Origin of the sequence: Dethiosulfovibrio peptidovorans DSM 11002 (genome assembly GCF_000172975.1) — a bacterium.
GTDB classification, from domain to species: Bacteria; Synergistota; Synergistia; order Synergistales; family Dethiosulfovibrionaceae; genus Dethiosulfovibrio; species Dethiosulfovibrio peptidovorans.
The window spans coordinates 1,473,876-1,495,112 of sequence record NZ_ABTR02000001.1 but is presented as its reverse complement, the minus strand read 5'-3'; the positions used below and the strand labels follow the sequence as shown (position 1 = coordinate 1,495,112).

Genomic DNA, 21,237 nt, shown 5'->3' with positions numbered 1-21,237 from the left:
GGTGATATGAATGGACGCTGTTTTCGCAAACTTGGCTCTAGGATTCCAAACGGCTCTCACTGCGACCAACGTACTGTGGGTCTTCATCGGAGGATTTCTCGGCACCATAATGGGAATGCTGCCGGGATTGGGCCCCGCCACCGGGGTAGCCATACTGATACCTATAACATACGGAATGAACCCCACCACCGCCCTGATAACTATGTGCGCCGTCTACTACGGTGCAATGTTCGGAGGTTCCAGGGCCTCCATAATGATCAATACCCCCGGGGACGCCTCCGCCATAGTCAGCTGTTTCGACGGATACCCGATGACGAAAAACGGCCAGGCCGGATCGGCCCTCGCCATATCCGCCATAGCCTCTTTCATCGGAGGAACCATCGGAATGATCCTGCTGGTGTTCCTGACGGGCCCCATCGCCAGCTACGCCTTCAAGTTCGGTCCGGTGGAGATGTTCTCACTGCTCATGTTCGCCCTGACCGCCACGGTCACCCTCTCGGAGGGCAGTATCCTCAAGGGATTTATCGCCGTGGCCATAGGTTTCATGATATCCACCATAGGGATAGACCCCCAGACGGGGATCAATCGCTTCACCCTCGGAGTTGAACCTCTTCAGGACGGAGTGGATTTCCTGGTAGTTATGATAGGCCTCTACGCCGTATGTGAGGTATTCAAGAACATAAAGGACGTAAACGTACAGCATAAGATAGATTCCAAGACCATAGGCAAGGTGTGGGTATCCTGGGCAGACTTCAAGAAATGCCTCATACCCATGCTCAGGAACTCGCCTCTGGGCTTCTTCATCGGGGTACTCCCCGGAATGGGAGGAACTATAGCCACCTTCATGTCCTATGCCATGGAGAAATCGCTCAGCAAGACTCCCGAAAGGTTCGGCAAAGGCGCCATCGAGGGACTAGCCGCTCCCGAGGCGGCCAATAACTCCTGCTCCTGCGGAGCCATGGTTCCCCTGCTAACACTGGGTATCCCTGGATCGGGAACGACTGCGGTTATGCTGGGAGCCCTGATGCTATTGGGAGTTCGCCCCGGGCCTATCCTCTTCGCCCAGTACCCAGAGATAGCCTGGGGAGTCATAGCCTCTCTGATCGTCGGGAACATAGCTCTGCTGGTTATAAACCTGCCTCTGGCCATCCCGCTGGTCCAGCTTCTCAGGATACCTCAGAGAATCATGCTTCCTCTCATCCTGGGTATGGGATTTATGGGAGCCTATTTCCTCAACTACAGCGCCTTCGACTTCATCCTGGTGACCGTGTTCGCCCTGGGCGGCTATATGTTCAGTAAACTGGGAATTCCTATACCGCCTCTGGTTCTGGCTCTGATACTTGGAAGCTCGACGGAACAGTATTTCAGGAACGCCATGACCATAGCCAACAGCGACCTGGCTATTTTCGTAGAGAAGCCCATATCCGCCGTATTGCTCTCTATGGCTGCCATATCCTTCTGCTACGCTCTCTACAAAAGGCGAAAGGTGGCGACTGAATAGATGACGAAGACAGCGAGAAGAAGACCTCGTCGCTCTCTTCTCTACGTACCGGGCAACAATCCGGCTATGGTACAGAACTGCAGCGTATACGGGGCCGACGGGGTACTGCTTGATCTGGAGGACGCCGTCGCCGTTACCGAAAAGGACGCGGCCAGACATCTGGTCTCCCAGGCCCTTGTGGATCTTCCCTTCGACGGAGTGGAAAAGGTCGTCAGGATAAACGGCAGAGACACCCGATTTTTCGAGGACGATCTTAAGGCCATAGTTCCTGCCAAACCGGACAGCATAAGGCTACCGAAGACAGAATCCCCTGAGGACATCGTCGAGGCGGACCGCATAATCTCCGAGCTGGAGAGGGGAAACGATATACCGGTGGGATCGATAGAGATCCACGCCATGCTTGAGACCGCCTTGGCCCTCATCAACGCCTACTCCATCGCGACGTCATCTCCCAGGGTCACGGCCCTTACCCTGGGAGGGCAGGACCTGGCGGCTGACCTGGGGATAGCCCGATCCAGAGAGGGGACCGAACTGCTCTACGCCAGAAGCCACGTCATACTGGCTGCGAAAGCGGCGGGCAAGGAGGCTTTGGACACGGTATTCACAGACGTAAACGATCAGGAAGGGCTGGAGGCCGAATGCCGTCTGGCTGTACAACTGGGATTCTCCGGCAAGGCAGCCATACATCCGTCTCAAATAGGGACGATACACAGGGCCTATAGACCGAACGAAAAGAAACTTATTAAGGCGATAAGGGTAGTCAAGGCAGCTAAAGACGCCGAGGCGAAGGGACTGGGAGTCATCGCGGTGGACGGTAAGATGGTGGACGCTCCGGTGGTGGCTCAAGCCAACAGAACCATCGAGCTGGCCAAGCTCTCCGGGATGGAGGTATCGCTTTGAAGCTGGACACGATCGTGAATTCAATAGGGAGAAAGATCCCCCGTTCCATCCCAGGGCTTGGAGATCTGGCCCCTTTCGACGGGGCTTTCGCCAGACTGAACGGATCCTATCTCTGGTCCCCTGAGGCTAGGACCAAAAAGATAGGAGCTTTCGGAGACCGCAAGCTGGCCTCAAACCTCGCCGAGGCAATTAAGAGATCTGGACTTCAGGACGGTATGACTATATCATTCCACCATCACCTCAGAAACGGCGACGCGGTACTTCCGACGATCATAAAGGCCATCGAGGAACTGGGAATAAAGGGACTGACCCTGGCTCCCAGTTCCCTGACCGACGCACACGAGATAGTGGCCGATGCGGTCCGACGGGGAACCATAGCCAGGATACACACCTCCGGTGTAAGAGGCGAGATAGGCAGGATGATATCCCGAAGCGAGATGGAGATTCCCGTGATGATACACAGTCACGGAGGGAGAGCCAGGGCTATCGAAGAAGGGCGCATCTCGGTGAACGTGGCGTTTCTCGGTGCTCCCACCTGCGACACCATGGGCAACATGACGGGCTCCACCGGTAAGTCCGCCTGCGGAACCCTGGGCTACGCCCAGATAGACGCTAGAAACGCCGGACACGTCATAGCTGTCACGGACAACCTCGTGGAGGCTCCTCTACCCCACCACATATCGATTCCCCAGTATCTGGTGGACCAGATAGTACTGATCGACTCTCTAGGTGACGCATCCAGGATAGCCTCCGGTCCTGCCAGAATATCCAAGAACCCGGTCAACCTGAGGATAGCTGAGAACGCCTTCGACCTGATCAGGGCCTCCGGGCTTCTGGTGGACGGATGCTCCTTCCAGGTGGGAGCGGGAGGAGCCAGTCTCGCCGTGGCCAAGTACGTCAGGGACTACATGAGGGAGAGCTCCGTCCAGGGAGGCTTCGGTATTGGGGGTATCACCGGCTACATGGCGGACATGCTCGGCGAGGGGCTTTTCAGAGCGCTTTTCGACGTACAGAGCTTCGACGCAGCCGTCACCGAGTCGGTGGCGGGACACCCCAACCACGTGGAGATAGACGCTTCCTGGTACGCCAACCCCTTTAGAAACTGCGTCGTGAACGACCTGGACGTGGTGGTTCTGGCGGCTCTGGACGTGGACGTGGATTTCAACGTCGACGTACTGACCGGCCACGACGGGATACTCAGAGGCGCATCGGGAGGGCATTCCGACACAGCGGCGGGGTCGAAGCTCTCGATAATAACCATACCTTCCATAAGGGAGGGAGTACCGTCCATAAGGGATCAGGTACAGACGGTGGTAACCCCGGGAGAGACGGTGGACGCCATAGTAACAGAGAGGGGAATCTGCATAAATCCCCGAAGGGAGGATCTGGCGAAGCTCGCCAAAGACGCCGGCCTTCCTGTGAAGGACATAAGTCGGCTCAAGGCCGAGATAGAGAAGATGACCGGTGTTCCCGATCCTGTGGAGTTCGACGACGAAATCGTAGGAGTGGTCGAATACAGAGACGGAACTATAGTGGACTCTATAAGAAAGGTCCGCTGATCCGATCGAGGAAACGAAAAAATGCCCCTGCTCGAGCAGGGGCATTTTTCAGTTCTTCAGTCCTTCAGTGATGGCGATAAACTCCTTCTTCAGTCTATCGTTTGAGAAAACCACCACGTCGGGAATCTCCAAAGAGGCCAGAGCGTCAAAATCCTTCCTGTTGGCCTTGACCAGATCCAGCAGTCCTCTGGCAAGCCTCATGGTTCTGTAGGCGTTGTAGGCCACTCCGTAATCCCTTCCGAAGGCATCCACGTTTTTCAAGGCAAAATCCCTCTGCTCCTCCAGATATTCCCTGTATGCCTCTATTGCCCTGAGGGTCATGGCGGTAGAGTCGAGGTTGCTCCTCAAGAGAGCCCTCTGAGAGGAGGTAAGAGACGGATCGTCCATCTGAGCTTCCATCTCCGCGGCAAGGCCTTCGGCGGAACTCTCCATGTCGTTCAGCTCCGGGATATAGCGGTTCTCTATCTTCTCCACGAATCTCTCGTTCATGACCAGACAGGTTCGAATCAGCAGGGCATAGATGCCGTAGTACCTCTTGGCCACGGAGATATCGTCCGATGCGCTCTCCATCAGCTCGGTCAAATTATCCGCAAATAACCTGACGTTGAGGTAGACCCCCTGCATGGCCACTATATCGTCGGCGGTGACCCCTGCCAGCATTCCACGGATGCTCTCGTCCGATCCGTTCAACCCGGATTTTTTCATCGCAGACACGAAGGCATCCTCCAGGGAGGCCAAGGTTCTTTCGTCGGATACCATGGCCTCCGTCTCCGACTCTATAGCCTCGTCCAGATCGTCCTTGCCTCGGTTGAGAAGCCCTCCCTCGGAAGGGGCGGAGACTCTGCGCTCCTGAAGCGACGCCAACTTGGCCCTACGAGAGGAGATCCTCTCTCTCAGAGTCGTTATCTCCGCCCGAAGGTTGGCAGCCTCCGAGTCGCCCAATATCTCCACTACATCCTCCAGTACGGAGTCGATCTTTCTGTCGTTTTTCGATCTGTCGTTCCCGATCAGCCGTTCATCCGGAAGGTATTCGGCCTCGTCGAGACGCCCCAGAGCATCGTCCAACTCTCCCATCGCATCGTCCCACAGAGAGGAAAAACTGTCCGAGTCGGACCCCGTAATCCAGGACGGAAGGGACAGAGAGGGCAAGTTCAGGTCCCATCCGTAGGCAGGGGAACAGATCAACAACAAAGAGGCTAAAAACGCGCAAAGACGGGATGTCATCCAATCCCTCTATTTGATCAACTTCACCGAAATACTGCCCTCCTGCCTGGAGGACAACCTCATGACCAAGGACGATATATGGGAGGAACCTTCCATGAAGGCATCGACCCCTTCTCGGACTTCGTCGTCCTGGAGGAAAATACCGTTGGCGTCCACTATATCCTTGACCGCCTCACGAAGATCGGCGACGGAGATCGCCATTACCGCCAGATTATCCTCGTCCAGAATCGGAGCCAGAACGGTAGGTATCTTTCCGGGAAGACCTATCTTCTCGTAGTCCACCGCTCCGAGAACCAACCGTTTATCTCCCACCGCAACCGTCGCGCTGGCCATGCCGTTCATACCGTAGGCCCTGTTCCAGCCATCTAAATCCAGCTCTTTCAGGCCGACGGGGGGGACCATTGCGTATATCCTTGGCAGGGCCTCCGCTACCTTGACCAGCACGTCGGATTTCTCAGGCTCCATCAGGAGGAACAACCCCGGCACGTCCCCTATGGGACTTCTGCTCCTGGCCCCAAGTATCAGGGAGATCCGACCACCCAGAAGATCGAGCAGGTCCCCCACCTTGAGTCCCGTCACCTCGTAAAGCTGCTCCATTCCTCTGTCGAACTCCTCCATGTCTCCGGAGGAAAGGCTGCTACCGAGTGCTGCAAACAGTCTGTCCCTATCGATCCTGGCCAATCGTGCCGATAGGAAACCGAGGATCCGATCTCCCAGCAAAGGAACGCCTTTACCTGTAGGAAGAAGGGCTCCTCCGACGGTGGGATCGACGAAGAGGTCCATGGCGTTGGTGAACCATTTGAGAGAGATCTCCTCCGTTCCTCCCAGCAAAGCCACCTCGAAATCCAGAGGGGCCTTACCGTAAAGAACCATTTCATCGTCCATCTCGGACCGAAGCAGCTCGTTGGAAACGAAGGCCTTCATCAGGATCTGAGGAGATCCCTCGAAACGACAGCTTGCGTCGACGTTTTTTCCATATCCCGAGGCAACGTCTATCATTTCCTTAAGACCTTTGCCGGAAAGGGCTATCAGCACCGTCTTCCTGTCCTGCTTCCATAAGGCGGAGTAGAGCCTGGGCATATCGTCGTCGTCGGGGAACTCCACTATGGAAAGAGGGATGAGCTCCTTCCCCAGCTCTTCGTCGAATGGCTTAAGAAGCACCTCCTCGTCGTCGGCCATACGGGACACGGTCAACCTCATGGCGTCGGATGGATCCACATCCTCCAGGGACCTGAAGGCACCGTAGATAGAGGCGATCTCGTCGGACTTCACAGTGAGAACCATCGCTCCCTCGGCGACCGGAGGCATATTATCGGCTATCTCGTTCATCTCCTTCTCGGAAACGGCGCTGCCTGCCAGTTCCTTGAAAAGCCCTATCGGGGCGTTCCAACGAATGAAAAAGGATGCCTGGTCCTCCTCGGAAGCGGGGAGAAAGTTCTCAGGCATGGCCGACTCGGGAATGACGGCCTCCTTCCGACTCTCAGACTTGCCGGATTGGGTAAGAGGGACCTGTTTTTCCGCACCTTTCCCCTCCAGAACGGGAAAAATCCTGTCGAAGCTGGATCTTTCGTCCGCGATTTTTCCATTTACCAGACCGTAAACCCTTCGGTAGGAGAAGGTCTTGGTTCTCTCGTCCGGATAGGTGATGGTCATGACGTCCTCGACTGGAAGCCTCGTCTCTCCGTCTTTCTCTACGACCTGTCCCACCGATAACCTATCGAATCGAACGGTCGCATCCATTCGGTTGAGTCTAACGATCCAGGACAGGGTCTCTCTGCCGTAATCGGTATCCATGTTCAGAAACGGAGAGAGATAGTCCGGATTGCCGTCCGAGACGGACCTCTCCAGAGCACCGTAATAATCCTCGATAAAATCCGACATATCCACTCCGTAGGATATCCCGCAAAGCGCGGTTACCACCAGGGAAAGGGTTAAAAACGACAAAAACTTGCGCATTCTCATCGGGTTGACCTCCTCGTTTTGAGTTTATTCGGCCCCGAACATCTCCACCGCGATAAGGGGAGGAAACCCCAGGTTCTAAGATTATGACACATAGAGGCGCTATACCCCAAGCCTCGACCTCACCTTCTCGTCTATGGCCGCCATAACTCCGTTCTTATCGGCCAACCAGGAGGGGGCCACCAGACGTCCGCCCCATACGTCGGCGGTGAGCCTCTGAACCACGAAGCGACTGCCCTCCAGGGCCAGAACTTCGGCGACCTTCGAGACGTATCGATCCATGGATAGGGGCTCGAACAGTCCGTTCATATAAAGATCCTCCAAGGGTGTATCCCTCAGAACGTAGAGAGGATGGAACTTGAGGCCGGTGATACCACGGTCCAAAAGCCACCTGGCCGAACGGAGAAGCTGATCCTCCCGTTCACCGGGAATGCCTGCTATCAGGTGTGCCGACACTGAAAAAGATTCTCCGAGACACCTGTCCAGAGTATCTTCGACACAGGTCAGATCGTGCCCTCTTCTCAGCCATTTCAGGCCGTCCTCGTCTGTGGTCTGCACCCCCAGCTCCAACCAAACCTCAAAGTCCGATCTACAGAGAGAGGAAAGATAGGAAACGACCTCGCCCGAGACGAGATCTGGCCTCGTTCCCACGGCCAACCCCCAAACCGGAAGATGACGAGAGGCCTCGACTCGGGCTTTTTCGATCGCCTCTTTAAGTCTATCCAGAGGACCGTAGGTGGATGAATAGCTTTGAAAATAAAGGATACAGCCTTTAGCCTTGTAGTGCTCTACGGCCGATTTCATGCCCTTTCGAACCTGAAGCTCAAGACTTTCTCCTCTCATCCAGGCCCCGTTACCTCCCCCGGACGAATCACAGAAGACACAGCCCCCCTCCCCTAGACCGTTCCTATTGGGGCAACCGGAACCTATGTCCAGGCTTATCTTCTGGACACGGTACCCAAATCTGCGTCTCAGATCGGCGGACCATTTTCTATACAGCAAAAGATCACCTCCGAGTTTTTATAAAGAACGAAGAAATATTATACGCTCATATGGGGCATAAGTTCCAACATTGACGTCAATGCCATAGGGCGGTAGACCTGAAGCTCAAAGGGTGGTAATCTAGTGGGAAAAGCAGAGCTTCGGGGGGACTCATATGAACGAGGAAAGATTCAAGACGAAAAAAGAAGAGATAATGGCCGCCATCAAGGAAAGCGGCTTTCGCATGACCCGACAGAGGGATCTCATAGTGGCTACGGTGCTGGAGCGGATAGAGAAAGAGGACATCGCTCCGGGAATGCAGGAGATACTTACGTCGGTCCAGGAGCTGGATCCTTCCATAGGGATGGCCACCATATACAGAACGGTGGAGGTGCTGTCCAAACTGGGATTTATAAGCCTTATAGACCAGGGGGAGGGATTCAACAGGGTCACCCTCAACCAGGGAGATATCACCATACACGCCTTCTGCCGAAACTGCGGTAAATCGATCTCCATACCGAACGAGAAGGACCTGGTCGACTCCATAAGAGAACTGACTCTATGCGACGAATTCACCCTTCTACCTCAGGCCTTCAAGATATGCGGCATATGCGACGATTGCCGCAGCAAGGGCGTCTCATTAGAAGACCTTCCTCCCGGTCGAGGACGGGGAATGGGACGGAGATGCCGAAGGAGACGGGGATATAAGGAAGATTGACATATGATCCGAATGGACGTATCCTGCTTATGATAATCAATATCATAAGCAGGATTTTTTTTCGAGGAGGAATGGACGCCATGAAGATAGCTTTTCCAGTTGAAAATGGGCTCATATGCCCTCATTTCGGCCACGCACCGGAGTTCGTATTCGTAGAAATCAAGGACGGAGTTCAGGGAAAAAGGGAGACGGAAACGCCGCCCAAACACGAGCCCGGGGTGCTTCCGAGGTGGCTCAAGGAAAACGGTACGGATGTACTCGTCTCGGGAGGACTGGGCAGCAGAGCGTCGGAGATTCTTGTATCCCAGGGAATTCAGGTTATCACCGGCGTAACCGGCCCGATAGATCAGGCCATAGCCAAACTCATCGACGGTGAACTGAAGGGAACCGGATCTCTCTGCTCTCACGATCACGGAGATTGCGACCACTGATATGACCGTATTGGCAGTAGCCAGCGGGAAGGGAGGAACCGGCAAGAGTTGCATCGCCTCTTCCTTGGCCTTGGCCGCTGGGCAAGTCGTGGCGGTGGACGCCGACGTCGAGGAGCCCAATCTAGGCAAGCTTTTGGGAATGGCTCCGAAGGAGATATACTCTGTGTCCCTTCCCATGCCCGTTTTCGACGAAAAGCTGTGCAAGAGATGCGGTCTATGCGCCAAGGAATGCCGGTTCAACGCCCTGGTGCAGTTCGGTGATCTCATGCCCAGACTGAACGAAGGACTATGCCATGGTTGCGGCGTTTGTTCCATGGTATGCCCTCATGGGGCGATAACCGAAGGGTCTCATATCATAGGCAAGGTCTCCAGGGATCAAGCAGAAGAACTTACCTTTTTGGAAGGTAGACTCGACGTGGGATGTCCCAACCCGGTACCGGTCATAAAATCCGTAATAGATACGGCCAAGGAAGAGGGAGATCTCATAATAGTGGACTCCCCCCCAGGTACAGCTTGTTCCATGGTCGAGGCAACCGAGCAGGCGGACTATGTGTTGCTGGTCACGGAGGGAACTCCTTTCGGGATGGCTGACCTTAAGCTCGCCCTCGAGGTAGTGTCAGATCTAAGACGTCCGGCAGGTGTCGTGGTAAACCGCAGCGATCTAGGCGGGAGCGATCCCGAGGAGATCTGTCGTCGCCACGACGTACCGGTCCTCGCCAGGATCCCCTTTTCCAGACAGGTAGCTCAGGTCTACGGGCTAGGCGAGTCGCCTTACAGAGGATCGTCCCTCTGGAGAGAGCAGATGGACCACCTCTGGGATTCGGTCAAAAAGGAGGCGAGACTATGAAAGAGATAGTCATAGTAAGCGGCAAAGGTGGCACCGGAAAAACTTCGGTAACAGCCGCTCTGGCCTCTCTTGCCTCTCAGGAAGGGATCGTGCTCTGTGACGCCGACGTCGACGCACCGGACCTGTGGCTGTTGATCCCTCCCAAGGAACAGGAGGAAATCCCCTTCATGGGTATGGACGGCGCCGAGGTGGACGAAGAGACCTGCATAGGATGCGGAAAATGTCGTGATTTCTGTCGTTTCGACGCAGTGGCCATGGTGGACGGCAAGGCCCGCATAAGGCAGGGCAAATGCGAGGGCTGCGCAGGCTGCACCATGGTATGTCCTGTCCAGGCTATATCCATGGTTCCAAGACGACAGGGGAATTGGTACAAGGCCGATACGGGAAAGGGCAAACTGGTCTATGCTAGGCTATATCCCGGAGGGGAGAACAGCGGAATGCTGGTCACCACCGTCAAAAAAGCGGCGGAGGAAACGGCGAAAAAAGAGGGACGCCCCTTCGTCTTGGTGGACGGACCTCCCGGCATAGCCTGCCCGGCCATAGCTGCTCTGACTGGAGCCTCTCTGGCGGTGGCGGTCACTGAACCGACCGAGTCGGGCATACACGACCTGCTCCGACTACATCAGATAGCCACTAAACTGGACGTACCTACAGCGGTCGTACTGAATAAATGGGACGTGACCTCCTTAGCTCCCAGGGTCAGAGAGGTCTGCATGGAAACAGGTATCCCAATACTGGGAGAGATCCCCTTCTCCAAGGAAATCCCCGAAGCGGTGGCTTCCGCCGAGATACCCTTAGAGCCGATGACCCCTGCGATACAGAAAATCTGGTCCGGCATAACGGAGCTGACGAAATAACGAAGAGGGTCGAACCTGAAAAAAGGTTCGACCCTCTTTTGTTTTCCTGAAAAAGAAAGCTCTACACCGACCTCTTGAGCTCCCCGGCGATACACAGCCTTACCGCCTCGGAGGCGGAGACCCCGGAGGCGGAAAAGGCGGTCATTCCACCGGCCCTCATGGCTGATTCAGCGTTGGGACCAAACTGGGGCCCTATGACGATTTTGGCACCCTCGGATGCGACCATAGCGACGGCCTGGGCGCCAGCACCGTGAGCCACTGACGATGTATCGTTTCTGAGGGACTTGAGATAAACTCCGTTTTCGTCAAATATAGCAAAATAAGCGGCTCGCCCGAAACGATCGGCCACTAAGGCTTCCGAACCTTTTCCCTGAGCTGCAACAGCGTACATAAGAAGACCTCCTATTGATATCAAAATTCCTTATCATTGTAGCACAGAGACCTCTCTCGTCGAGTAGCAAACTCTAACTTCTGTAAGGCTAAAAGAGGATCGAAACTATCGAATCCATCTCCATTCCGTCCGAATCGACGTGTATGGAGATGCCGGTTCTGAGGGGGAAGAACTTACCCTCCAATGTGGCCGCCAGAGCCATCTGACCTCCGAAACCAGTACAGTGCCCCGCCCCGACCCAGCTGGGAGATCTCTCGGCCAGAGTCTTGGCGGTCCACTCTATCCGATCCGGCTCGGCCTCTATGAGGTGGAGTCCTCCCACTATGCCGCACAGTGATTCGCCGGGGAAAAGGGCCGCTCCCATATCCAGTATGTTTATTATACCGGCGTGGGCACAGCCGGTAAGCACGGTCATCCCACCGCCTTCAACCAGTGCATAGAGAGATATATCGTCGTCCATACGATCGGGTACCGCCATGCCTCCTCTGGAGGTGCGCAGCCCCGTCGGTGGAAGCTCCACCTCGTTCAACCTGGGGACCTCTCCGGAGACATAGAGTCCGGGGAATATCTCCATAGGATCGGATGTGAGGACCAGTTTGCCTCCGGAGGCCTCTATGCGCTCCGCAGAATCCTCCTCGGACATACCTATGTCTCTCCATTCGGGGTCGACGACGAAATGGGGCCTGAATATGCTGGGATGAGCGATCACTGGGATTCCGCTGGAGGAAGAGGCGGCCAGAAGCTGAGCTATTCCTCTCGTGTGGTCGTAATGACAATGGGTCAGCACCACCGCATCCAGATCGTCCAGATCTATCGACAGTTCCTCCATGTTGTTTACCAAAGCCAGAGGACTCTGTCCTACGTCCACCAAGACCTTACGTACCACTCCCTCTCTCAAGGTCTCCACGTAAAGGGAAATTCCGTGCTGTCCGAGAAAGGGCGATTCATATAGGACTGTATCCTCCGCCAGGATCGTTATCGACAGACTATCCACATGGGAGACGTTAGAATATTCCTTCGTGATCTTTTTAAAGGGAGAAGCCATCGGGCAACAGTCCTTCCACCGTCCACCGCAACTCGTCCGATCCGTCGCAGAAGGCACGAACCTCCGATGACGGATCGAAGAACTCGGCGAGGACCTGACGACAGGCACCACAGGGGGAATTGGCCTTATCTCCCGGGGTAAATACCGCCAAGGCCACGAAGTCCCCTTTACGATAGCCGGAGACCACGGCGGAGAATACGGCGGTACGTTCGGCACAGTTGGTCAGTCCGAAAGAGGAGTTCTCCACGTTACAGCCGGACATAATCTCCCCATCGGTCATCAATATGGCCGCACCCACGGGAAAACCGCTGTATGGGGACCAAGATCTAGTCGAGGCCTCGGAGGCCGCTTTCGCCAGACGGGGCCAGTCCACAGAAACGGGGCTCATCGTTCATCCCCTCCGACCACGTCGTCCACTATCCTGCCCAGGATATCGTCCTCAAGAGGATCTCCTCTGTCTCTCATGCTTATGGCTCTGTCCACTATCGCTCGAAGTTCCTTCATGGACACCGATCCCAATCGAGGGTACGCCGATTGCTCAGCAAGCCAACGATCTATGATCTCCCTCTGAAAGCGCCAGTGTCGTCCCACCTTGTGGCCCGGGACCTTACCCTCCTGGCAGAGTTTATACATACTCGATTTGGAGATCTTAAGATATTTAGCCAGTTCCTCTATGGTCATTATCTCGCTCAAATAAGGACACCTCCTTGAAAGACGACGCGTTCAATATACGACCGATTATAGCAATATCGACAGCGACAGACAAAAAAAGACTACCGAAAACAGAAAGAGGCACGACGGAGTAACGTCGCACCTCTTAAAAATTCTACCCTATCCTGAATTAATCGTAAAAGACCTTATCTCCCGGAGCTGCCTCAGGATCATGGTAAAAAGCTCCGACGCCCTTGTCAACGACATCCTGATAGGAGGGAATGCCGGAGATTACTACGGCTCTATCGGGGTTCGTCTGGTTGAAGACCTGAAGCATGGTCATAAAGGTCGTAACGTGACGGCCGACCCTTACGTCGATATGCCAGCCGTTCTCGTCGATGGGAGCGTAGAGGAGCTTGTGCTCTCCAGCCTTCATGACGAAACGATCCCTACCGGTCATAAGAAGCTCCTCGTCGGTTATGCCTCTGATTCGGTCCAGCATGGGCTCCGCCACCTCGGCCAGCAGAGACATGGCCTGGCTGTGATCCCCGATCTCCCTGTGGGAAAGCCCGTGAAGGGCGGCTGGGGAGAACTCCATACCGATCGGAACAGGAAACACACCGGCGCTAAGCATCATAGAAGTCATGGCTGCCACCGCCTGTCCCTTTTCGTGGGTAACTATGGTGTTCTCCACGGGATACTCCAGTTCAGCCTCGTGATAGTCCATGACCAAATCGACGTTCTCGTTACGGATCAGCTCCATCATAGCGAAGTTGGTCCGTTCTGTGATCAGACCATCTGGGCGACCGGGCCAGGTCCTATTGAGGTTTCTTATGTCCATGTAGGCCAGATTCTGACCGCTGGGATAGTGGACGTAGACCTCGGGATCGGGCCAGGAGTCCAGTGCGTTGCTGCAACGATCCCCCATCCGCCAGGTTTTTGTACCCCAGGGTGTCTTGACGCTGTAGAAACGAGGATAGGCCTCGCCGTTTCTGGTGATCTGAGATGCGCTGGTGTTGGCCCTGGTAACCACTATGAGTCGTCCCTGCTCCACCACCGCGTTCTCTACGAACACCTGAGCGGCCATGTTGCTGGCTGGCTCCTCCGGATGGGTACCACCTATGAGGAAGGCAGTTCCCCCCGGAACCCCGCTGTCCAGTATGTACACGTTGCAATCGTTCACCGTGTCGGCAACTACCGGGCTGAAATCGCCGAGTTTCTTTACCTCCGTGACCCCGGGCCCCGCAACGGTAGGCTCCTTGAAAAGACGATGCTCTCTGAACATGGACCCAGAGAGGGCCACCAGAGCACCGGCCGCTATAACGGCGGCAAGCTTGACTGTCTTCAAATTGCTCATTCCGTCCACTTCCCTTATTTAAGCCGAAGAATCCGGAGGACGAAGGGCATCATTATGATGCTGTAGAGAATCGCCTCCTGGGGACTCCTGGTCTTTACGAAGTTTCTTATCACTGCCACCAGGAAAAACACGCTGATGGCGTAGTAAAGGGCCATCACGCCGTTGTTGAGGGTAACGAGACTCATCGATCTAACCTCCCAGGAAAGCCAGTTTCTTGCTGTATATCAAGAAGAGGGTACACAGCAAAGCTACGAAGAGGGACGGGACTATGCAGGCCTTTACAAAATCGGCGAAGTACCTTCCCTTGTAATCCATCTCCATTACGGTAGCTCTTCCCACTACCGCTGTCGGAGGTAGGCAGTCTCCCAAAGGCCACATGACTGCCCAGGCGGAGAGGGACACTATCGGATCGAGTCCCTTCATGTTGAAGAGCATTATCAGAGGAACCCCTATCAGGGGTGCTACAGCATACTGGACCAGCCCTTCGGAAAGAGGAAGAATTATCCACAGAGTCGCAAAAAGCACGGTCATGGGCAGGGTTACCACCGCCAGGGATATCAATCCTCTTGCTCCGCTGAGAGCCATCACCTGTATGAGAGAACCGACGACCACCATGATGCCTACCAAACCGAGAAGGTTCTTGACCGTATCGGTCGCTACGTCGAGGATTCTGAGTTTAACAGGACTGAGGATTATCGTAACGGCGGCACAGATCATGAAGATAAGGGGCAATCCCACGATGGGGAAGGTGTAGGGCCATATCCTGCCGGCCAACACCAAGGCGGCCAGCGTCAGAAAGGGAAGGGCTGCCTTGAACCAGTTCCATCCCTCGGGAGCCTCCGGCAGTCCGGAAAGGGCCTTTTCCGTGTCGACCGGATCTCCCTTGCCAGCGAGATAGAAGGTGGAGAAAAGTGCTCCCGCCACCGACAGTATCAACAGAGGCTTGGCAAATCCCACGTAGGGCATGTTGGCACCGGCGGCGGCCATCATGGCCCACAGGTTGATCGGAGGCGCCGCCGCGCTCATGGCCGCCAGCATAAAGACCAAGGCGACCCTTCTGGTCTCCGGAACTCCCATGGCGGCCAGGACAGAGCCCACCAAGGCTCCGACGGTGAGGACCGTGGTGGCACCGGACCCCGTGATGGCACCGGGGATTAGCATGACGACGGTCAGCAGAAGCAAACAGACGAAACGATGCCCGGCGAAAGAACGGACTATCTTGCGGACTATGAAAGCCACGCCTCCGGCCTCTTTGAAAAGGGCCATGAAGAATGTGGCGCTCATGAAGATAAGACATACGTCGTAGTAGGTAAAAGCACCTTCGACGACGTGACGCAGGAGCTCCGTCACGGTAATGGCGGAACGGGGGTCCACCCCTTTGGGCAGGATCATGTGAGCCAGGGCTCCAAAAAGGGCGGCAAGGAACATCGAGAGCTCGGTGGTCACCTTCATCCTCTTCGCCAGAGCGAAGACGACCGCGATGACTATCAGGACTCCGATGGAGTGATGGAACATGGTCATTCTCGGCTACGTCCTTTCCTCTTCCAAAAATAAAGGGGCCCGCAAAGGCCCCGTACGGAGACTCCTCTAATTCTTCAGACCCTGTCCGATTCCGAGAGCGTCCTTCACCTTGATAATCGGGATATTATGCTCCTCGGCGTATTTGGTAAAGTAACCATCGCTATCGCTGTCGACCGTTGCGAGAACGACGTCGGCATTGGAGAGAACCGCGTCTATAGACGCCTGGTCGGACTGGTCGGTCCTACGGGCCATCCCCTCGACGTGGGCTCCTATGACCAACATACCCTCGGCCTTAGCGGCCTCCATGAGTTCCTGAACCCGAGCGATCTCCTTATCTACGTTGGTTCCGGCGGCACCCATGCCCTTCATACTGGTACCGCTGGTGACGATAAGGGTCTTGTACCCCTTGCCCTTAATGTCGGCGGCGGTAAGGTTATTGTTATGCTCCGCCTTGAAACCGGCCTGCATGCTGGACATCTTCACCATCACGGCACCGGGGCTCTGGCCGCAGGTGGTGACTATCAGGGGATCTTCGATAACTGGCTTATCCGCGGCAAAGGCGACCGAGGCGAAAACGACGGTCAGAGCGACGAACAAAAAGGCTACAAACGTTTTTCTCATTGTCAACACAACCTCCCTAAATTGTATCTCTTCGACATCAACGTTGTACATCGCTGTAAAGTATAGTGGACGGAGCGGAGAGCGCAAGAAAAAGTACACTTATGTCCTCTTTATTGCCTCATTTGGTTCAATTTGGCCATCTTCCCCGAACAAAATCAGGCAGTGAGGGGGGACGTCGGATCTAAGCGGGGACCGAGATCATCCGACGATCCCCGCGACGTTACCGAGTATCAGTCCTTGAAATCCTCGCCGAAACCGACGGCCTCAAGCCACCAAGTGGGGTACCCCACGGACTGCTGTTTTCCCTCTGGGGTCATGATGTAGCCGTCCTGATACTTTCCGACCAGCTTCCAAGCAAGGCCCCACATGGCGTTCTGGACCTTCTCCATGTTGCCATAAGTGTAATCGGTGAGGTAGGCGACGGCCTTCTTGGGATCCTTCTTGTAGAGGTCGACGGCTTCCTTTTCTACGGCGTTCTGCTGCATGAAGAACTCTTTCTCCCACTTCTGCTGTTCGGCGTTGACGTCCTTGATCATAGAATCCCAGCGAAGCTGAGCCCAGTTGTTGACGAAGTTGAACGCCCACCAGGCGGAGTTGGGATCGAACTCGTGGCGTTTGCCCTCGCTCCATCCGGCGGGAACCTTGGTCACGCCGCAGTAGATAGGCACATATATCGTGGTGTCAGGAGCGTCCTGTCCGAACCACAGCACTCCTCCGACGGGATCGGGAAGCCACTCGCGGCTCTGGGATACGAAGCTGTACGAGCAGCGGAACATGGAGATGGCTCTGGGCCAGTCCTTATCCTTTTTGCCCTCGGGACGGACGTCCTTGGGGGTGGGCCAACGATGGGGGTTGCCGAAAGGTCCGGCAGCCATGCCCTTGGTGAGGTCGTAGTCGGTTCCCTCAAGGTGATCCCTGAATATGGCCATGATATCCTTAACCGCAACCTTCTTGTCGGGCTTCACAGAGAAGGGATAGTGGCTCTTCTGGGAGGTCAGCTCGAAGTTCTTCGAGGGAGCCAGAAGGCTGAAGGCCCTCCACTCGCGGATGGACTGATAATGATCCGATCCGTAGGGGTTGGGGTTGTAGACCTCGGAGAAGTTGAAGGGAGTGCCGGGTTTCCACCAACCCATTTCCTTGGCCAGGTCGGTGACGTTGGAGGAATACATGAAGTTTTCCTTGTCCTCGAAGTCGATGACGCCGATACGGGAACGATTGGAGCAGACGACCACGTGATCGTCCGGAACCCTGCGGGCGGCCCAGATGGCACCGGGCTTGCCGCTGTCCTTGTTCCAGAGCATTCCGGGACCGCAGATGTCGAATACCCAGAGCTCCTTGGTGTCAGCGATGATAAGGGTCTCTCCTCCGTCGCCGTAGCCGTATTCCTCGGCCAGCTCGCCCATGACCTTGATCGCCTCTCTGGCGGTCTTGGCCCTCTGAAGTCCGAAGATCTCGAGAGTCTCGATCCAGAAGGCGCCGTCCTTGGCGTAGAGCTCGTCACGGCCGCTCCAGGTATCCTCGCCGAAAACGAGCTGATGCTCGTTCATGAAAGGATAGCCTATGTGAAAATAGGTATAGGTCTTCTCGACCTGGGGAATGTCCAGGACCTTCTTGAGAGGCCTGGTGGGCTGAGTCCCGTGGCAGACGTCCTGATAGACCGGGGTGGTGGCACCGTCCTCGAAGGTCTGTCCAGGGATTATCTGAATCCTGTTGTCATACCATCCGTCGCAGGTATGGCTGGTAATTACCGAACCGTCCACGGTGGCGTTACGACCTGCTCCGATAGGAGTACAGGCCAGGGCCGCGGAGGCCATAAAGGTACCGGCCAAACCAAGAAGCAGGCTTTTTACCAAAGCTTTCTTCATAAAAAAACACCCTCCTCGCACACTACATACCGAGATGTCTCCGGTACGTCTCGATCTCGACACCCCTCCGCACCGTCCAAAATAGGATGTCATTGGACTTACCACTCATTGTAAGGGAAAGGCGCGAGGAAGGACAGAATAATAAAAATTTATGGCCGAAATTGTACTATTTTGTTCATGGAAAAAACGCCCTTGAAATACCTCTATCGGATCAGCTCGTACTTGTTTATAGGCCTCCCTACCTCCTGATACTCCCTCTCCATCACCGCCTTATCGGAGGCGACCAGATACTCAAGGTATCTTCTGGCCGTTATCCTGGAGACCCCGATGGCCTCGGCGGTCTCCACAGACGAAAGGGGCTTGTCAACCTTGGTCAGCAGAGCCTCCACCTTCTCCAGGACGTTGGGATTCAATCCCTTGGGCAGAACGGTCTGAATGTTTTTCTTGTTTCGCGCCAACAGAAGATTGTCTATGTCCTGCTGGTCCACCTGGTTGGGCCCCTCGGTCAATCGATGGACCACCTGGCGAAAGGCCTGAAGGGCCGCCTTCATTCTATCGAAGGCGAAGGGCTTGACTATATAGTCGAAAGCGCCGGCCTGAAGAGTTTTGTTCACAGTAGCCTTGTCCCTGGAAGCAGAGATTATGATGACATCTACGTTACTACCACTCTCCCTTATCCTCTCGAGGGCTCCCAGGCCATCCAACCCAGGAAGAAATATATCCAGTATAACCAGACGGACCGGCCTTTTTCGGAGAAAGTCCAGGGCCTTGAGTCCGTTGTCCACCATTCCAACCACTCGGAATCCATCCACCGAGTTGACGTAGTTTTGATGTATATCGGCTACCATAGGATCGTCCTCTACTACCAGGACATCTATATAATCCATGTTCAGATACCTCCGTTAGGTAAAGTCACTATAAACTCGGTGAATCCCCCTGAAACATAATCTATCGAGAGATCACCGCCCATAGCGTCCACCAGTTTTTTAACGTTGTAGAGTCCGAACCCGGAGGGACGGCTCTTGGTTTTTGTGGAAAAGCCCTTGTCGAACATACGGGACTCTATATCGTGAGTAAGGGTTCCCCCGTTGTCCTCGACGCTTATCATAATCTGGTTGGACTCGTCGAATATAGCAAAGTCGATTCTGGGATTCTCGACTCCCGAGGAAAGCACCGCCTCCATACCGTTCTCCAGCAGGTTACCTATTATCACCACCATGGCCTGATCGCTTATGCCGACGCATTCGCCGCAGTAACTGTCCGGATCTATACGTATCTCTATGCCCAGCTCCCGGCATCTCCCGACTTTTCCTATGACTATCCCTCCGACGGCGGGATTTTTTATGTTTTCCGAGATGAAGGACGTGGTGGAGCTTTCCGGGTTCGCCTCGGAGGTTATGAACTCGATCGCTTTCTCGTACCTTCCCATCTGGATCAAGCCCGCTATGGCCTGCAGCTTGTTTTGAAACTCGTGATTCTGAACCCTCAAAGACTCCACGTACATTCTTACACCGGTTATCTCCTCCGCCAGAGCGTGCATCTCCGTCATATCCCTGAAAGTGGCGATAGCTCCATATATCACGCCTCTATAGACCACGGGAGCCTTGTTGCCGATCACCAAAGTTCCTCTAAGGTTCTGCTCCAGATCGAAAACTGGCTCCCCTGTATCCAAGACCTTGACCAGATCGACATCGGGAACGGCCTCTTCGGCTGGTTTTCCCACCACATCCAGTCCGACGGCCAACAGTTCCTGAGCTACCTTGTTGATCATGGACACCCTTCCGTCTTTGTCCACAGCGACTATCCCGTCTCTTATAAAGTCCAGAATCTTCTCCCTCTCACCGGAAATCCGAACGACCTCTCGCTTGAGCATGACGTTCCAACCAACTATCGTGGCCAGTATAGCCAGAAAGAGGCCGCCTATTTTAATCAGGGTGTCCCTATCGACGATAGGTCCGTCGTAACCTCCGAACCATTTGCCCACGAGCCTTCGATAGGATCCGTTTTGTCTGAGGGTCTCGAAGGCCTTGCCCAGCCTTATGGCGAGTTCCGAGTCGCCTCTGGTCACGACCATGCCCTTCTCCAATGTGAACACCGGAGGAGATATGTACTCCAGATTACGGACCCTCATCTCTTTCCAAAGATAGAGTCCCTGATAGGTTCCCACCAGAGCCCCGGGATACAGGCCGGACGAAACCATTCTAACAGCCTCTTCCAGGGTCTTTACCGACACTATCCTAGAGGTGAGCCCACCGGAGGTCAGAAACTCCAGTCCGGCACCGCCCTTCTCGACAACCAAAGGCTTTTCCCTGAGATCCCTAATGGACTCCACTCCACCCTCCTTCCGAACAAGGCAAGAGTAGGGTTCTTCCACAATGGGGAAGGAAAAACATATATCCCAGGCATCCTTGCCAGATATACCCTGTATCGGCAATTTCAAGGGATTGGTCCCGCCTAATTCCGAGGGATCGACGTTGTATACCTGCATATAGGAAAAGGGCTCCACGTCTCTGGGGACAGGATGAGGTGTTCCCAAGACGACGTCTATACGACTTCTGTACATCGATTGACGGAGATCCTCCCAGTTTCCGATCCGAAGACTGATTCTCATATTTTCAACCAAGGCGATCTCCCTCATGAGGTCGACGAAGAATCCGGAAGGAAGGTCTTCCTCCTCCACCAAAAAGGGAGGATCGGCGGGAAGGCAAAGAACGTGTACGGTCCTTCCGACCCCTCCTATCAAAATCGGATCCTCGAAGGGGAAGGCCGCGGAACCCCAGGAAAACCAGAGAATCGATGCCAAGATCGG

At 55.0% G+C, this 21,237-nt stretch carries 21 protein-coding genes; 7 read left to right on the top strand and 14 right to left on the bottom strand.

Going from position 1 to position 21,237, the window contains the following annotated elements; translation table 11 throughout:
* Nucleotides 1-10: 10 nt before the first annotated feature.
* The 3 genes from DPEP_RS07120 to citF are packed head-to-tail and all read left to right on the top strand — an operon-like array spanning nucleotide 11 to nucleotide 3,960.
* Nucleotides 11-1,501: a tripartite tricarboxylate transporter permease gene (locus DPEP_RS07120; RefSeq protein ID WP_005660844.1), complete on the top strand. Its 1,491-nt coding sequence runs from the start codon at nucleotides 11-13 to the stop codon at nucleotides 1,499-1,501.
* The gene (locus DPEP_RS07115) at nucleotides 1,502-2,401 is read left to right on the top strand and encodes an HpcH/HpaI aldolase/citrate lyase family protein (protein WP_005660842.1); all 900 of its coding nucleotides are present in this window, start codon (nucleotides 1,502-1,504) and stop codon (nucleotides 2,399-2,401) included. It begins immediately after the preceding gene.
* The gene (gene citF / locus DPEP_RS07110; RefSeq protein WP_005660841.1) at nucleotides 2,398-3,960 is read left to right on the top strand and encodes a citrate lyase subunit alpha; all 1,563 of its coding nucleotides are present in this window, start codon (nucleotides 2,398-2,400) and stop codon (nucleotides 3,958-3,960) included. The genes DPEP_RS07115 and citF overlap by 4 nt, the downstream gene beginning before the upstream one ends.
* 48 nt (nucleotides 3,961-4,008) lie before the next feature.
* Here citF and DPEP_RS07105 read toward each other — a convergent pair whose 3' ends face one another.
* From DPEP_RS07105 to mnmL, 3 genes are all read right to left on the bottom strand, one after another.
* Entirely contained in the window at nucleotides 4,009-5,184 is a 1,176-nt protein-coding gene (locus DPEP_RS07105; protein WP_005660839.1) for a coiled-coil domain-containing protein, read from the bottom strand.
* Between the two features lie 9 nt (nucleotides 5,185-5,193).
* The gene (locus DPEP_RS07100; protein WP_005660838.1) at nucleotides 5,194-7,146 is read right to left on the bottom strand and encodes a TcaA NTF2-like domain-containing protein; all 1,953 of its coding nucleotides are present in this window, start codon (nucleotides 7,144-7,146) and stop codon (nucleotides 5,194-5,196) included.
* A gap of 99 nt (nucleotides 7,147-7,245) precedes the next feature.
* On the bottom strand, nucleotides 7,246-8,145 hold the full coding sequence (mnmL, locus tag DPEP_RS07095) for a tRNA modification radical SAM protein MnmL/YtqA (protein ID WP_005660837.1): 900 nt from the start codon (nucleotides 8,143-8,145) through the stop codon (nucleotides 7,246-7,248).
* 154 nt (nucleotides 8,146-8,299) lie between these two features.
* On the opposite strand from mnmL, the gene DPEP_RS07090 reads away from it, so the two are divergent.
* The 4 genes from DPEP_RS07090 (at nucleotide 8,300) to DPEP_RS07075 (ending at nucleotide 10,977) form a co-directional block, all read left to right on the top strand.
* Entirely contained in the window at nucleotides 8,300-8,842 is a 543-nt protein-coding gene (locus tag DPEP_RS07090) for a Fur family transcriptional regulator (protein WP_005660835.1), read from the top strand.
* 80 nt (nucleotides 8,843-8,922) lie between these two features.
* Nucleotides 8,923-9,273 (top strand): NifB/NifX family molybdenum-iron cluster-binding protein, encoded by a 351-nt coding sequence (locus DPEP_RS07085; protein WP_005660834.1) that lies wholly within the window; start codon nucleotides 8,923-8,925, stop codon nucleotides 9,271-9,273.
* A gap of 1 nt (nucleotide 9,274) precedes the next feature.
* Nucleotides 9,275-10,120, top strand: a complete 846-nt coding sequence (locus tag DPEP_RS07080) for an ATP-binding protein (RefSeq protein ID WP_005660832.1) — start codon at nucleotides 9,275-9,277, stop codon at nucleotides 10,118-10,120.
* Nucleotides 10,117-10,977: an ATP-binding protein gene (locus tag DPEP_RS07075; protein ID WP_005660830.1), complete on the top strand. Its 861-nt coding sequence runs from the start codon at nucleotides 10,117-10,119 to the stop codon at nucleotides 10,975-10,977. The genes DPEP_RS07080 and DPEP_RS07075 overlap by 4 nt, the downstream gene beginning before the upstream one ends.
* A 61-nt stretch (nucleotides 10,978-11,038) precedes the next feature.
* Here the strand turns inward: DPEP_RS07075 and DPEP_RS07070 are convergent, their stop codons facing one another.
* The 11 genes from DPEP_RS07070 to DPEP_RS07020 all read right to left on the bottom strand — a co-directional run bounded on the left by DPEP_RS07070 (nucleotide 11,039) and on the right by DPEP_RS07020 (nucleotide 21,231).
* Nucleotides 11,039-11,368, bottom strand: coding sequence for a NifB/NifX family molybdenum-iron cluster-binding protein (locus DPEP_RS07070; protein WP_005660829.1), 330 nt, complete (start codon nucleotides 11,366-11,368; stop codon nucleotides 11,039-11,041).
* An 88-nt stretch (nucleotides 11,369-11,456) separates the two neighbouring features.
* Entirely contained in the window at nucleotides 11,457-12,413 is a 957-nt protein-coding gene (locus tag DPEP_RS07065) for an MBL fold metallo-hydrolase (RefSeq protein ID WP_005660828.1), read from the bottom strand.
* Nucleotides 12,397-12,801: a cytidine deaminase gene (locus DPEP_RS07060; protein ID WP_005660826.1), complete on the bottom strand. Its 405-nt coding sequence runs from the start codon at nucleotides 12,799-12,801 to the stop codon at nucleotides 12,397-12,399. Before DPEP_RS07060 ends, DPEP_RS07065 begins: the two co-directional genes overlap by 17 nt.
* Nucleotides 12,798-13,106 carry a helix-turn-helix domain-containing protein gene (locus tag DPEP_RS13080; RefSeq protein WP_005660825.1) on the bottom strand — a complete coding sequence of 103 codons (309 nt, stop codon included), beginning with the start codon at nucleotides 13,104-13,106 and terminating at the stop codon, nucleotides 12,798-12,800. The genes DPEP_RS07060 and DPEP_RS13080 overlap by 4 nt, the downstream gene beginning before the upstream one ends.
* Before the next feature lie 148 nt (nucleotides 13,107-13,254).
* Nucleotides 13,255-14,421 carry a hypothetical protein gene (locus DPEP_RS07050; RefSeq protein WP_005660823.1) on the bottom strand — a complete coding sequence of 389 codons (1,167 nt, stop codon included), beginning with the start codon at nucleotides 14,419-14,421 and terminating at the stop codon, nucleotides 13,255-13,257.
* A gap of 14 nt (nucleotides 14,422-14,435) precedes the next feature.
* Nucleotides 14,436-14,606, bottom strand: coding sequence for a hypothetical protein (locus tag DPEP_RS13440; protein ID WP_005660822.1), 171 nt, complete (start codon nucleotides 14,604-14,606; stop codon nucleotides 14,436-14,438).
* A gap of 4 nt (nucleotides 14,607-14,610) precedes the next feature.
* Nucleotides 14,611-15,942: a hypothetical protein gene (locus DPEP_RS07040; protein ID WP_005660820.1), complete on the bottom strand. Its 1,332-nt coding sequence runs from the start codon at nucleotides 15,940-15,942 to the stop codon at nucleotides 14,611-14,613.
* Nucleotides 15,943-16,008: 66 nt separating this feature from the next.
* The gene (locus tag DPEP_RS07035) at nucleotides 16,009-16,563 is read right to left on the bottom strand and encodes a DUF6305 family protein (RefSeq protein ID WP_005660819.1); all 555 of its coding nucleotides are present in this window, start codon (nucleotides 16,561-16,563) and stop codon (nucleotides 16,009-16,011) included.
* Between the two features lie 230 nt (nucleotides 16,564-16,793).
* Nucleotides 16,794-18,428 carry a dipeptidase gene (locus tag DPEP_RS07030; RefSeq protein WP_005660818.1) on the bottom strand — a complete coding sequence of 545 codons (1,635 nt, stop codon included), beginning with the start codon at nucleotides 18,426-18,428 and terminating at the stop codon, nucleotides 16,794-16,796.
* Between the two features lie 203 nt (nucleotides 18,429-18,631).
* Nucleotides 18,632-19,315, bottom strand: a complete 684-nt coding sequence (locus tag DPEP_RS07025; protein WP_005660817.1) for a response regulator — start codon at nucleotides 19,313-19,315, stop codon at nucleotides 18,632-18,634.
* Between the two features lie 2 nt (nucleotides 19,316-19,317).
* Nucleotides 19,318-21,231, bottom strand: coding sequence for an ATP-binding protein (locus DPEP_RS07020; RefSeq protein ID WP_040382488.1), 1,914 nt, complete (start codon nucleotides 21,229-21,231; stop codon nucleotides 19,318-19,320).
* Nucleotides 21,232-21,237 lie beyond the last annotated feature (6 nt).